Source organism: Neglectibacter caecimuris, assembly GCF_034335015.1.
Lineage (GTDB): Bacteria > Bacillota > Clostridia > Oscillospirales > Acutalibacteraceae > Acutalibacter > Acutalibacter caecimuris_A.
The window spans coordinates 27,655-40,443 of the sequence record NZ_JAWXXK010000003.1; the positions used below are offsets into that span (position 1 = coordinate 27,655).

13 protein-coding genes are annotated in these 12,789 nt (G+C 53.6%); 8 read left to right on the forward strand and 5 right to left on the reverse strand.

What is annotated here, in order from left to right:
- Positions 1-2 precede the first annotated feature (2 nt).
- Together U8T64_RS03330 and U8T64_RS03335 are read left to right on the forward strand one after the other, a co-directional pair.
- The gene (locus U8T64_RS03330; RefSeq protein ID WP_322180942.1) at positions 3-2,570 is read left to right on the forward strand and encodes an alpha-L-rhamnosidase; all 2,568 of its coding nucleotides are present in this window, start codon (positions 3-5) and stop codon (positions 2,568-2,570) included.
- Positions 2,571-2,692: 122 nt separating this feature from the next.
- Positions 2,693-2,863 carry a hypothetical protein gene (locus U8T64_RS03335; RefSeq protein WP_322180943.1) on the forward strand — a complete coding sequence of 57 codons (171 nt, stop codon included), beginning with the start codon at positions 2,693-2,695 and terminating at the stop codon, positions 2,861-2,863.
- Between the two features lie 590 nt (positions 2,864-3,453).
- On the opposite strand, the gene U8T64_RS03340 is transcribed toward U8T64_RS03335, so the two are convergent.
- The 3 genes from U8T64_RS03340 to U8T64_RS03350 form a co-directional block, all read right to left on the reverse strand.
- Positions 3,454-3,729: a DUF2087 domain-containing protein gene (locus tag U8T64_RS03340; protein ID WP_322180945.1), complete on the reverse strand. Its 276-nt coding sequence runs from the start codon at positions 3,727-3,729 to the stop codon at positions 3,454-3,456.
- Positions 3,730-3,778: 49 nt separating this feature from the next.
- A complete protein-coding gene (locus tag U8T64_RS03345; protein WP_322180947.1) occupies positions 3,779-4,480 on the reverse strand; it encodes a transglycosylase domain-containing protein in 702 nt (233 codons plus the stop codon).
- A gap of 83 nt (positions 4,481-4,563) precedes the next feature.
- A complete protein-coding gene (locus U8T64_RS03350) occupies positions 4,564-4,977 on the reverse strand; it encodes a DUF3783 domain-containing protein (protein WP_322180949.1) in 414 nt (137 codons plus the stop codon).
- 161 nt (positions 4,978-5,138) lie between these two features.
- Here U8T64_RS03350 and U8T64_RS03355 point away from each other — a divergent pair, with 161 nt between their 5' ends.
- The 3 genes from U8T64_RS03355 (at position 5,139) to U8T64_RS03365 (ending at position 6,690) form a co-directional block, all read left to right on the forward strand.
- Entirely contained in the window at positions 5,139-5,507 is a 369-nt protein-coding gene (locus tag U8T64_RS03355; protein WP_322180951.1) for a metal-dependent transcriptional regulator, read from the forward strand.
- A 94-nt stretch (positions 5,508-5,601) separates the two neighbouring features.
- On the forward strand, positions 5,602-5,781 hold the full coding sequence (locus U8T64_RS03360) for a hypothetical protein (protein WP_322180953.1): 180 nt from the start codon (positions 5,602-5,604) through the stop codon (positions 5,779-5,781).
- Positions 5,782-6,165: 384 nt separating this feature from the next.
- The gene (locus U8T64_RS03365) at positions 6,166-6,690 is read left to right on the forward strand and encodes a VanZ family protein (RefSeq protein ID WP_322180955.1); all 525 of its coding nucleotides are present in this window, start codon (positions 6,166-6,168) and stop codon (positions 6,688-6,690) included.
- Between the two features lie 187 nt (positions 6,691-6,877).
- Here the strand turns inward: U8T64_RS03365 and U8T64_RS03370 are convergent, their stop codons facing one another.
- On the reverse strand, positions 6,878-8,266 hold the full coding sequence (locus U8T64_RS03370; RefSeq protein WP_322180957.1) for a TrkH family potassium uptake protein: 1,389 nt from the start codon (positions 8,264-8,266) through the stop codon (positions 6,878-6,880).
- Between the two features lie 24 nt (positions 8,267-8,290).
- The gene (locus U8T64_RS03375) at positions 8,291-8,824 is read right to left on the reverse strand and encodes a QueT transporter family protein (RefSeq protein ID WP_322180959.1); all 534 of its coding nucleotides are present in this window, start codon (positions 8,822-8,824) and stop codon (positions 8,291-8,293) included.
- Between the two features lie 871 nt (positions 8,825-9,695).
- On the opposite strand from U8T64_RS03375, the gene U8T64_RS03380 reads away from it, so the two are divergent.
- The 3 genes from U8T64_RS03380 (at position 9,696) to U8T64_RS03390 (ending at position 12,716) form a co-directional block, all read left to right on the forward strand.
- Positions 9,696-10,739: an ABC transporter substrate-binding protein gene (locus U8T64_RS03380; protein WP_322180961.1), complete on the forward strand. Its 1,044-nt coding sequence runs from the start codon at positions 9,696-9,698 to the stop codon at positions 10,737-10,739.
- Between the two features lie 236 nt (positions 10,740-10,975).
- Positions 10,976-11,929: an ABC transporter permease gene (locus U8T64_RS03385; RefSeq protein WP_322180963.1), complete on the forward strand. Its 954-nt coding sequence runs from the start codon at positions 10,976-10,978 to the stop codon at positions 11,927-11,929.
- Positions 11,922-12,716 carry an ABC transporter ATP-binding protein gene (locus tag U8T64_RS03390; protein ID WP_322180965.1) on the forward strand — a complete coding sequence of 265 codons (795 nt, stop codon included), beginning with the start codon at positions 11,922-11,924 and terminating at the stop codon, positions 12,714-12,716. Before U8T64_RS03385 ends, U8T64_RS03390 begins: the two co-directional genes overlap by 8 nt.
- Positions 12,717-12,789: the final 73 nt, after the last annotated feature.

The following is a 12,789-nucleotide window of genomic DNA, read 5'->3' on the forward strand; positions in this document are numbered from 1 at the left end:
TTTTGAAGCTGATTCATCTGCGCACAAACCACGTAACAGAGCCGCTGGGCATGCTGCTGGGCAAGCCCATTTTTTCCTGGGTGGCGGAGGAAACCGAAGCGAAAAAGCAAGCCGCCGCCCAAATTACAGTAAAGGACAGTGGGGGCAGCCCGGTCTTTGACAGCGGGAAGCGGGAGGATATTTCCTCCCTGGGCTTTGAAGCCGACTTTCCCCTTGCGCCCCGCACCCGCTACACCTGGACCGTTACCGTTTGGGCGGATAACGGAGACAGCGCCAGCGCCTCCTCCTGGTTTGAAACTGCCAAGGAGGCGGAGCCCTGGCAAGCAAAGTGGATCGCTGCCGACTTTGCGGACCGGGAAACCCACCCGCTTCTGAAAAAGGATTTTACTCTAGACGGAGAGATCGCCTCCGCCAGAGTATACGCCTGCGGGCTGGGGATCTATGAGCTTACTCTAAACGGGAAAAAGGCCGGGGACGAATACCTGCTGCCCGGCTACCACTGCTACGACTCCAATCTGGAGTATCAGACCTTTGAGGTCACCGAGCTGCTGCGGGCCGGGGAAAACACCATCGGCCTGGCCCTGGGCCCCGGCTGGTACAAGGGAGATATCGTATTTGACCGCTATCACGATCTGTACGGCGACACCATGCAGGCCATTTGCGAGCTGCATGTTCTGAAAAAGGACGGCACAGAGCAGGTCGTCATCTCCGATGAAAGCTGGAAAAGCTACCCCTCTCCCGTACTGTTCAGCAATATTTACGACGGTGAGGAGTATGACGCTCAAAAGCAGATCCCCGGGTGGTCTGAGCCAGGCTGCGCAGCTCCGGCAAAGCAGACAGTGCTTCGGGAGGAGCCCCGCCCGCTCGTTGCCAGAATGGGACCGAGAATCGTAAAGAAACGGGAATTTGCCCCGGTGGAGATCTTACACACGCCCAAAGGGGAAACCGTATTGGATTTCGGGCAGAACATGACCGGCTGGGTGGAATTCACCTGCCGGGAGCCCGCTGGCGCCCAGGTAAAGCTCACCTACAGCGAGGTGATGCAGAACGACTGCTTCTACCGGGATAACCTGCGCTCCGCCAAGGCAGAGTATCGCTATCTCTCCGATGGAAAGGCAGCTCGGGTGCGTCCCCATTTCACCTTTTACGGGTTCCGGTTTGTCAAGGTGGAGGGAGTGAAAACCGCGCGGGCTGAGGATTTTACCGCCTGCCATATCCGCTCTGATATTGACCCCATCGGCTGGATCGAAACCGACAACCCCTTGGTAAACCGGCTATTCCAAAACGCCATGTGGGGCCAGTTCGATAATTTCCTGGATATCCCCACCGACTGTCCCCAGCGGGACGAGCGCCTGGGCTGGACGGGAGACGCCGCCATCATCTCCGCCACTGCCTGCAAAAACATCTACATGCCGGCGTTCTTCCACCATTTTGTAGAAAACATAGCCCACGAGCAGGCGTATTATGACGGATCGGTTCCTTTCTTTGTCCCCGCGCCCCATGTGGACGAAAGCGACAAGGAATTTTCCTGGGTCAAGGATAACGGCTCCGGCTGTGCGATTTGGAGCGATGTTGCCACCATGATGCCCTGGGCGGTTTATGAAAATTACGGCGACCTGGCCCTGCTTCGGCGGGAATACCCGGTGATGAAAACCTGGGTAGAGCGGATCCGCCGGGACGACCGGTTAGACGGAGACCGGGGGCTGTGGCTTCGGGGCAATCAGCTGGGAGACTGGCTGGCCCTGGACCGTGAGGACGGCGATACGCAAAATCCCTTTGGCGCTACCAGCCTGCCCTACACCGCTACCGCTTTTTACTGGTATTCTGCCACCCTGACCGCCAAGGCCGCCAAGGCCCTGGGGCTTTCCGAGGATCAAAAGGAATATGAGGCCCTCGGCGAAAAAATCAAAAAAGCGTTTCTGCAAGAATACTTCCACGCCGACGGCGCCTTGAAGATCCCGGAGACCCAGACCGCCTGTGTATTGAGCCTGTTCTTCGGCCTGTATCCGGAGGGCTGCCTCGATAAGGTGCTGAGCACCCTCACCGGCTTGCTGGAAAAGAACGGAATGCACCTGAACACCGGCTTCTGCGGCACCCCCTTCCTGTGCCGCGCCCTGTCCGATAACGGCGCGAACAAAGCCGCCTATGATCTGTTCTTAAACAACGACTACCCCAGCTGGCTTTATGAGGTGAAGATGGGGGCTACCACCGTGTGGGAGCGCTGGAATTCCATTTTGCCGGACGGCTCCATCAGCGGCACGGGCATGAACAGCCTGAACCACTATGCCTATGGCTCTATCGCCGACTGGATGTACCGGAACCTCTGCGGCCTGAACCCCTGTGAGGAGGCTCCCGGCTACAAAAAAGCTGTGATCTGCCCCATGCCGGATCCCCGCATTCGTTTTGCCAGGCTGCGCCTGGATTCCGCCGCCGGACGGTATGAGGTAGAATGGCGTTATGACGGAGAAGCGCTCCACTATGAGATCACAGTTCCCTTTGACTGCGAGGCTACCCTACTGTTGCCAAACGGTGAGATCCATACCCTGCCGGCGGGCATCTATCACTTCTAAAGCAAATTTTCTCCAAAAAACAGTCCGGCCCATATAAAATGGGCCGGACTGTTTTTTGAGCAAACCTGAACTTTTATTCAGCTGCCGTGGAAGAAGACCCGACAGCGGAGGAGGGACCCGCCGTGGAAGAAGACCCGACAGCGGAGGAGGGACCCGCTGTGGAGGAAGTGCCGCCTGCGGAGCTATTGCCCTCGCCGCTGCAAGCCGCCATAGTCAACGCCATGGCCAAAACCATCAATGCCGCAATTACCTTTTTCATTTTGAGTTTCTCCTTTTTCTTTGATTTGATATAGTAAGCAGGGCCAAAAATTTTGCACTTGGTTTTTTCGGCCCTTATATCGTTATTGAGCTTACCTCCAGTTTATTACAAAAACTTTTTCCGTTTTTTACATTTCCCTTAAACTCACTCAAGAAATGGTAAATATTTGTTAACAATTTAGAAGAAGACTACAAGAAATTCAAAAAGAGTGAAAAAACTTTGGGCCGAGAGGGGCAATGGCAATTAGAAATGAGGAATAAGCAATGTGAAATTGAAGGACAGAAGCGAAGCTCGATAAATTGGAAGTTAACGGCGAAACACGCCTTTTCCTTCTGTCATTCTGAGCGAAGCGAAGAATCTCGCCCTCAATTCCTTGCCAAAATCAAAGGACGAGATCCTTCGTCACTACGTTCCTCAGGATGACAGAAATGGGCTCTTTCCTAACAACTAACATGCTAAACTATTGTTTATCACTTTATCCTTGCCCTTCATTGCTCATTGCTCATTCCGTTTCCCGTCCAGCAGTATCCGGCATAAAAAACGAAAGCAGGGAACTGATACATTTCGTAACAGTCCCCTGCTCTTGTGCCGTTTGCCGTTCTCTGATCGCCTGGTTAGTAGCGGCTATTTCTCTGGTTTCTCAGGCTCTTCCAGCCAATAGGCGGAGCCGTCCGGCTCCCGGTTCAGAAAAAAGCGGTTGTAAAGCTCCCTGCGCAAGGTGGCGGGGTCTCCAAAGGTGTGCCATTCCTTTAACAGGGCGTTCACTTCTTTTTCCGAATACCTTTTTCCCGCCTCAAATTTTCCGGCAAGGTACGCAATAGCCAGCTGCTTTTTTCCCTGCTTTACAGGCAGCGCCGTCAAGCGGCCCTGCTCATCTAAAAAAGGTTCCAATTCTTTCACAGTAGATATCTCCTCTCATTTCACGAAAAGCACGGCTTTTTGCACAGCTTTATTTGAAAATTGCCGCGGCCTCCTGGGGGTTCAAATATTCATGCTCCACCATCATGGCCACTACCTGCCGCTGCCTTTGCGCGGCCAAATCGGGGTTTTCCGTCAGATCATACACGGAGGGCGCATTGGGAATTCCCGCCAGCAGCGTGCTTTCATAATCCGTCATGGCGGCGGGCTCTTTTCCAAAATAGGAAAGCGAAGCGGCTTTCACAGTATAGCAGCCATTTCCGAAATAAATGCTGTTGACGTAGAGCTCCAGGATCTCGTCCTTTTCACAGAGCTTTTCCAGATCCCAGGCTACAAACACCTCGGCGATTTTCCGGGTAAGCTTCTTTTCCTGGGTAAAATAAAGGTTTTTCGCCACCTGCTGTGTGATGGTGCTGCCGCCCTCGGCGAAGGACATGGTGCAGAGGTCGATCCATACCGCCCTGGCAATAGAAATCGGGTCCACCCCGCCGTGCTCATAGAAACGATGGTCCTCCACCGCCACTACCGCGTCCCGGTAGGTTTTCGGCAGCTCAGAAAAGGCTGTATAATCCGCCTGTGACCGCACCTCGGCAACCCGTGCCTCTAAGGGCGTTTTTTCCACAGCGTCCCTGTACAGCTGATACCCCTGGAACACCAAAACGCCAACGGTACACAGCCCTGCCACAAAGAGAATTATCAATAAATTGCGAAGTAACTTCAGAAATTTTTTCACAGAACCTCTCTCCTTCCCGGCAGCCCAGCGGCTGACTGTCCTCATCGTAGAAAAAAGTCCTTGCGAAATCCCGGCGGTATTTCTTACGAATTTCCAGCGGGACTTTCATTTTTGAAAGCTTGCGCCGCAGACTGTTTCTCTGTTGCTTCCCGTTCCCGTAAAAGCTCTTGCCGCAGCGTAAGGGAGTCCCAGGCGGAATTTGACGGGGTGAGAACGGCCTTCAAGGCCACCGGCGCGATCTTTTTCCGGCGAAAGCCACGCAAAAAATCGTCCAACTGTCCGTTGGACAGATGGGCCAGTACCAGCATCTCTTCAGAAAAGCCTGTGCTTTCCGAAGAAGCCTTTTCTCCCCCGCCCTGCAGCAGCTGTTTTAAGGGAATTCCGTATTCAGCCGGAGAAACGTTTCTCACACGCAGCTTCATAGCAAGACACAAAAGCTTGATCCTTCTGCCCTTTTCCGAATCTAAATTATAAAGAAGTACCGTTGGGGCCGTCATGAGGAAAACCACCTTTCTCCCGGCAAGAATACCACTTTTTCATGGTTTTTGCAAGGTCCCGGCAGCGCGTGCCTTGCAATCCCCATTCTGAAAAGCTATAATAAGCACAGTGAACCTTTCAAAAGTAGAAAACATCGTTTCGGAAAAGAGGGAGCCTTGCTATGCCCAGAATACAGGAATCTGCGGAAAATTACCTGGAAACTATTTTGATCTTGAATCAAAGAAACGGCTCTGTACGCTCCATTGATGTCGCGGCGGAGCTGGAATTCAGCAAGCCCAGCGTCAGCGTAGCCATGAAAAATCTGCGGGAGCAGGGCTGTATCACCGTGGACGAAAACGGGCAGATCTCCCTGACGGAAAAGGGCCGTCAAATCGCCGAAAGTGTTTACGAAAGGCATACCCTGTTCACAGAGTGGCTGATCGGTCTGGGAGTGGCGCCCCGCACCGCGGCTGAAGACGCCTGCCGGATCGAGCATGTGATCAGTGAAGAGACCTTTCAGGCCATTAAAAAGCACGCTGGGAAATGCTAAGGCATGCACTTTTCAAAGAGGGCGCATTGCAGAAAAAACTGCAATGCGCCCTTTTAGATTTTAGATACTGGATGCTGAACGGTGGCGGCGCAGTGTGGTAAACAGAATGATATCCGCTTCCGATGTGCGTATCACAAACTCCATTGTAACAGGTGTGATTTTTACAGAGTATTCCGAGGAGGCGATCATGGAGAACGCGCGCCTTGATCCGAAGGGCCTGACCTCCCGTGCCGAAGTTGCGGCGGTGCTCATGCGGTACTGGAAAGCTGTTTAGAACAAATTCGTGAGAGGTAATGTATAAAACCAGACCACTACTATTATGTTGACTGAGGTTCGTTTATGGCAAAATGACACAGGCCGGAGGTGTGGTGATTTACCAGCAGGAGGGAACTGAAGCGGGAGCGTCCGGGGATAACCTGGGCACTCCGTTCTCTTTGTCAGCCCTCTCTGCCTAGTATGGACAGGTGAGCAGACGCCACCGGCGGCTTGTGCATCGGGCGGAGCTGCACCGGATAATATATACCGGGACATTGCTTGCTACTACTGTCAGCGCTTATAAAAGAGGGTTGAAAGCCGTCTGCAATGATGGTATACTTTGCTCATGCCTATTCGACAAACGAGAATTCGGAAAGGGGCGTAAGTGGAAAGGAGTGCCGCAATGAAATATTTGATAGAACATTGTATAGATTTTATGGTGTTGGCGCTGCTGTATGCGTTCATCTTTTTTAGAAAGTGGAGGCCCCAGGGCAAAGGTGTCCTCCTTGTCAATACGCTCATGTACGCCTATCTCTCGTTAGTGCTCTTTTTTACCATGATGCCGGTGATCGCATCCATCCCATTTGTGTTAAACCATCCCTATGAGCCTATGAATCTGGTGCCGTTTATTGACGTTTCTTTGGGCAGAGGGGATTTTTTCAGGCAAGTGGTCTTGAATGTTATTATGACTCTCCCCTTCGGCTTTCTATTTCCTCTAACCCGGGACAAAAGGGCCAAGTTCGGCGTGACAGTGTTTTCCTGCTTCCTGATGAGCTTGGGTATCGAACTCTTACAGCCGTTCTTTGACCGCTCCTCTGACATCACGGACCTGATTACGAATGTGATCGGCGGAGCGTTGGGCTATGGCCTTTATGTTATTTTTAAGCCGATCACTTTCTGGGTCTTGGAACGCTTAAAAACAAAATAACGGACTGCTTTTCAGTAATTTCCATTTATCAGGGGGATTTCATCTTTTGGGTGAAATCCCCCTGATAAATGTTCTCTTGAGAAACCTGTCTCGGGAAAAAGAGACAGCGACAGGGCGTGTTCTCCACTGCTTGTGGGAACACGCCCTGTTGATATCTTTATCCTTGTCTGCACAAAAAACACACGGCTCAGCCGATGAGCATGCGGCCCTCCGGCAAAACGGAGTCTCCTTCTCCCCGGCGGCGCATCAAAATTGAAAGCCCAAAGGAAACGGGCCCCACTCTGCCCACGAACATGGTAAAGCATAGCAACAGCTTGGAAATGGGCTCCAGCCTGGGCGTCACCCCGGCGGAAAGCCCCACGGTAGCAAAGGCGGAGGTCGCTTCAAACAGGCAGTCCAAAAACGGAATGGGCGGGTTCATATTGCTGATAACGCCGGCATCTACAAATACCAGCAAAAGGCCCAGCAGCATTACAGTCAGGGCCTTATGCACCATGCTCACGGAAAACCGGTGCTTGAGCACCACCGGCTCTTCCCTGCCTCGCATCGTGGAAAGCACAGTCACAAACAACACCACAAAGGTGCTGATCTTGATGCCTCCCGCCGTAGAACCGGGGCAGCCGCCGATAAACATGAGAATACAGGTGAGCACCTTGGTGAAATCTTTTTCTCCGGCAATATTTACCGAGGCAAAGCCTGCCGTTCTGGTATTGGCGGACTGAAAAAAGGCCGCATTCAGCTTTTCAAAGAAGTTCAGGCCCTTCATGGTGTTGTTGTATTCCAGCAGCAGGAAGCTCAGGGTGCCCAGCACCAGCAGCACCACGGTGCCCCGCAGACAGATCTGGGAGAAAAAGCGCAGGCGGGCAGGCTCTTTCCTTTGAAACCGGGAAAGGAGCTTGCACTGGTAAATATCCTGCACCACCACAAAGCCCAGGCCGCCGATGATAATCAGCGCCGACACGGTAAGGCTGACAAGGGGGTCTCCGGCAAAGGCGGTCATGCTGGAATTTCCCGGTACGTTTCCCAAAATATCAAAGCCCGCGTTACAGTAGGCGGACACCGCCACAAACACGGCGGGCCAAATTCCTTCTGTTCCCAGCATCGGCACAAAACGAAGCATCAGAAGCCCGGCACCCAGCGCTTCACAGAAAAAGGTAAAGCCCAGCATCAGCTTCATCAGCGATACCGCGTCTAAAGCACTGCCGCCGGTGGACTCACTGGCCAGCATGAGCTCCCGCAGGCCCAGCTTTCTGCGCACCAACAGGGTAAAACCAATGGCAAAGGTGGAAAAACCCAGGCCGCCCAGCTGGATCAAAAACAGGATCACGCCTTGTCCAAAAGCCGACCAGTGTGCGGTGGTATCCACTACGGAAAGTCCTGTCACGCAGGTGGCGGAGGTGGCCGTAAAAAAAGCGTTTAACGGATCGGTGGCCCCCTCCTGAGAGGAAAACGGCAGCGTAAGCAGCAGCGTTCCCAGAAGAATCAACAACAGAAAGCTGACCACAATGATGCGCACCGGAGCTGCGTTTCTGATCCGCTCTCCCAGCTTTTTTTCCTTTCCCACAGGCTTTCTCATGCCGTTTCGCTCCTTTTTCTTTGATCAGGCAAAAATCTTATCCGCCGCGCCGGTTCTGCGCAGGGCAATCAACAGCGGCAGTCCCAGCACGTAGCAGACCGCCAGTTCTCCAAGCCCTACCGATAAAGCTCCTGCTCCAAACGCAGCCCAGGAGAAATTGGCCCAGGCAAAGCCCGCGTCGGACAGGCAGGCCACCTCCAGCCCAACAATGACCGTATTGGCAAGCACCGGAGGCAGCGGGGCCAAAAGCGGAAGGCCCTTCCACTCCACCTTTGCGGCGGCTCTTGTTCCAAAAGCCGCTAAAAGCGTAGCCGCTGTTCCGAAGATCCAATCCACGACCCCCAGGGGGCTTGCCAGATTGGAAAGAAAGCAGCCCAGCGCCAGGCCCGGAATGGCGGCGGGAGTAAATACCGGCAGTACCGTTAAGGCTTCGGAAAATCGAAACTGCACCGGGCCATAGGCTAAATTCACTGCTGCCGCCGCATAGGTAAGGACAGAATAGAGCGCCGCGATCACAGCGCCCTGGGCGAGAAACCGAACTTGTTTAGATGTTTTCATAGAGAAGATCCTTTCTGCGGGACTGCGCTTTTGAAAAAGCAAAGCAAGGCCCTTTTCCCCGCCCAAGAATGAGAAAAAGGCTTTTTCCCGTCTTTCAAAAACCAGCCCTAGTATTTTTTAAGGTCAGGATTTTGCGACTGACCGCGGCAAGAGTAAGCACCCCGCGCCGCAACAGTTAGAATACTCCTTTTTTGAAAAAAAATCAAGGAGGAAGAGGAGCGCTATTTAGAATGCAGTGAGGAATGAGAAATGAAAGGCAAAGGGCACAAGCGTTGTAACCAATGCTTGGTAAATTGTAAGCAGTCACTCCTGGCTCCCCTGAAAGGGGAGCTGTCACGGCGAAGCCGTGACTGAGGGGTTCTGACAGAAAGCTGAAAAACGCAGATTTTATACTGGTTTATAGCGAGCTGGAACCTCTCCACCACCTAACGGTGGTCCCCCTCCCCTTTCAGGGGAGGCAAGAAGTTTCTGCTGTTCGTTAGCCCTACAAATTCCTATTTACCTGCTTGCTTGTGGTCGGGCCGGAAGCTATCCTCCCGCACCAAGCAGCTTCACGAGTGGCAGCGGCGCCTCGCCGCCAAATTCCAATTTATCGTACTAACTGCCCTCTTGTCATTCTGAGGAACACAGAAAGCTATCGCTTTCTTGACGAAGAATCTTGCCCTTAATTGCTAATTGCTCATTCCTAATTGCCCTAATAACTGACTCCTCACAGCCACTACTGTGCTTGACATTTTGGAACAACCTGCTTATAATAGGGAATGCGGTTGCGCTTTAGCACTGTAAAGCTGTACAAACCAAAATCGCACAAGCGTGGCTTGGCGCGGCTGCGCCTTTTGCCCCGTACTATTTATTAGGAGGATCGAAATCTATGAACAGAAAGCTTTCCCTCCGGCTGCTTGCCGGAGCTTTGAGTGTCCTTTTGCTGCTGACGCTGGCTGCCTGCGGCGGTGATTCCGGCAAGGCCCCCAGCGGATCCGGCAGCAGTACCGCCAGTGTTGGAAGCACTGCCGGAACCCCTGACACAGACGGCAAAACCTACACGGTGGGTATCTGTCAGCTGACCCCCCATGAGGCGCTGGACGCCGCCACCAAGGGCTTCCGGGATACCCTTACGGAGGAATTCGGCGACAAGGTGACCTTTGACGAGCAGAACGCCGCCAATGATTCCGCCACCTGCGCCACCATTGCCAATGAATTTGTCACCTCCAAGGTGGATCTGATTTTGGCAAACGCCACCCCTGCCGTGCAGGCTGCCGCCACCGCCACCAGCGATATTCCGGTTTTGGGCACCTCTGTTACCGAATACGGTGTGGCCCTGGGGATTGAGAATTTCTCCGGCACGGTGGGAAGCAACGTATCCGGCACCTCCGACCTGGCCCCGCTGGACCAGCAGGCGCAGATGATCAAGGACTGGTACCCCAACGCCAAAACCGTGGGCCTGCTTTACTGCTCCAATGAGAATAACAGCCAGTACCAGGTAGATACCGTACAGGGCTATCTGGAGGGCCTGGGCTACACCTGTACTCAGTATCCCTTCTCCGATTCCAACGACATGGCCGCTGTAACACAAAACGCCGCCGACAACAGCGATATCCTGTATGTTCCCACAGACAACACCTGCGCCTCCAGCACCGGCATTATCGACAACATCTGCCGTCCCGCCAAGATCCCTGTATTCTGCGGCGAGGAGGGCATTGCCAGGGGCTGCGGCGTGGCTACCCTTTCCATCAGCTACTATGACCTGGGCGTGGCCACCGGAAAAATGGCGATCAAAATTTTGAAGGGCGAGGCGAATGTTTCCGAAATGCCCATAGAATACGCCGCCAATTTTACGCCCAAATACAACCAGGCCATCTGTGATGAGCTGGGCGTAACGCCGCCCGAGGGCTACGAGGCCATTGCCACCGAATAAGCTCCCGAACAGCGCCGCAAGCTATGAGATATCTGCACAGCGGAAAAGGAACTTCCCTTTTCCGCTGTTTTATGCTATACTGGACGCTGAATTCTAGATGCTGGATACTAGATTCCAAATAAAGGGCATAAGAGCAGAAAGCGCTTTTGCTGCTTCATATTCTACTTTTTACGCCCCATTTCTCTTGCCCAAAATGGAGGCTCGTATTATTTTTTGTTGTGGGGGTTCCTTTTCTTATGGCTGATTTTTTGAACGCTTTGCCGGGGGCTGTTTCCCAGGGGTTGATCTGGGGGATCATGGCTATCGGCGTGTACATTACCTACAAGCTGCTGGATATCGCCGATTTGACGGTAGACGGCTCCTTCTGTACCGGCGGCGCCACCTTCGTGGTGCTGTTTGCCTCCGGGGTAAATCTGTGGCTGGCAATGCTTGCCGCCTTTGCGGCGGGGCTCTTGGCAGGGCTTGTCACCGGGCTGCTCCATACCTTCTGCGGTATTCCCGGTATTCTGGCGGGAATTCTGACCCAGCTCGGGCTGTGGTCAGTGAATCTGGCCATCATGTCCATGAAGTCCAATGTGGCCATCAATGTGATCGATCAAAGCAGCCTGAATCGCCTGCTGGTCTCTCTGCGGTTCGTTCAGGACGTTTCCAAGGGAACACGGCCCTTCTATCAGCACCCCATCTTTGTAGTAGGGCTGTTTACGGCGGTCATTATCGCCCTGCTGTACTGGTTTTTCGGCACAGAGCTGGGAGCCTCCCTTCGGGCTACCGGAGCAAACGCCAGCATGTCCCGGGCACAGGGGATCAACACCAACGTGGCAAAGGTGATCGGGCTGATGCTTTCTAACGGCCTGGTGGCCCTTTCCGGCGCGCTGCTTTCCCAGTTCCAGAGCTTTGCGGATTCCAGCATGGGCAAGGGCGCTATCGTCATTGGGCTGGCGGCGGTCATTATCGGAGAAGTGCTTTTCTCCCGGATCTTCCGGAATTTTGCCCTTCGTCTGCTCAGTGTTTCCCTTGGCGCGGTGATCTATTATGTGGTCATTCAGGCCGTGGTCAGCCTCAGCGGCATCAATACAAACTACCTGAAACTGATCTCTGCCCTGCTGGTGGCGCTATTCCTGTCCGTGCCCTATTGGAAGGGAAAATACTTCTCGAAATCGGCAAAGAAAGGGGCGGGCGAGCATGCTTGAATTATCCCAAGTGACAAAGGTATTTAACTCCGGCACTGTCAATGAAAAGATCGCGCTAAACAATGTTTCCCTTACGCTGAAGGAAGGCGATTTCGTCACGGTGATCGGTGGCAACGGCGCGGGAAAATCCACTTTATTAAATGCGGTGGCCGGTGTATTTCCGGTGGACCGAGGCACTATTACGATCAGCGGCGTTAACGTGACCCGGCTTTCTGAGCACAAGCGGGCCAAATACATCGGCAGAGTTTTCCAGGACCCCATGCTGGGCACCGCCGCCACCATGCAGATCGAAGAAAATTTAGCCCTGGCCGCCCGGCGGGGCAAGCTGCGCACTCTGCGGCGGGGCATCACCCGGCAGGACCGGGAAGAGTACCGGGAAATGCTGAAGCTGCTGGATCTGGGTTTGGAAGACCGCATGACTTCCAAGGTGGGCCTGCTTTCCGGCGGCCAGCGCCAGGCCCTTACTCTTTTAATGGCAAGCTTAGTAAAGCCGAAACTTCTGTTGCTGGACGAGCATACCGCGGCGCTGGATCCCAAAACCGCCGCCAAGGTGCTGGAAACCACGGAACAGATCGTACAGCGGGACCACCTGACCACCCTGATGATCACCCACAACATGCGGGACGCCATTGCCCACGGCAACCGACTCGTTATGATGTACGACGGCAAAATTGCCCTGGATATTTCCGGGGAGGACAAGAAAAAGCTTACCGTGGAAGAGCTACTGGAGAAATTCGGACAGGCCACCGGCTCCGACGAAGCGGACGATAAGCTTTTGCTGGGGTAATTTCTGTTTAGAAAGGCAATATCGAAAACTACTGCCTTATAACTGATAAAGAGAATATCTGCCCGGATCGATG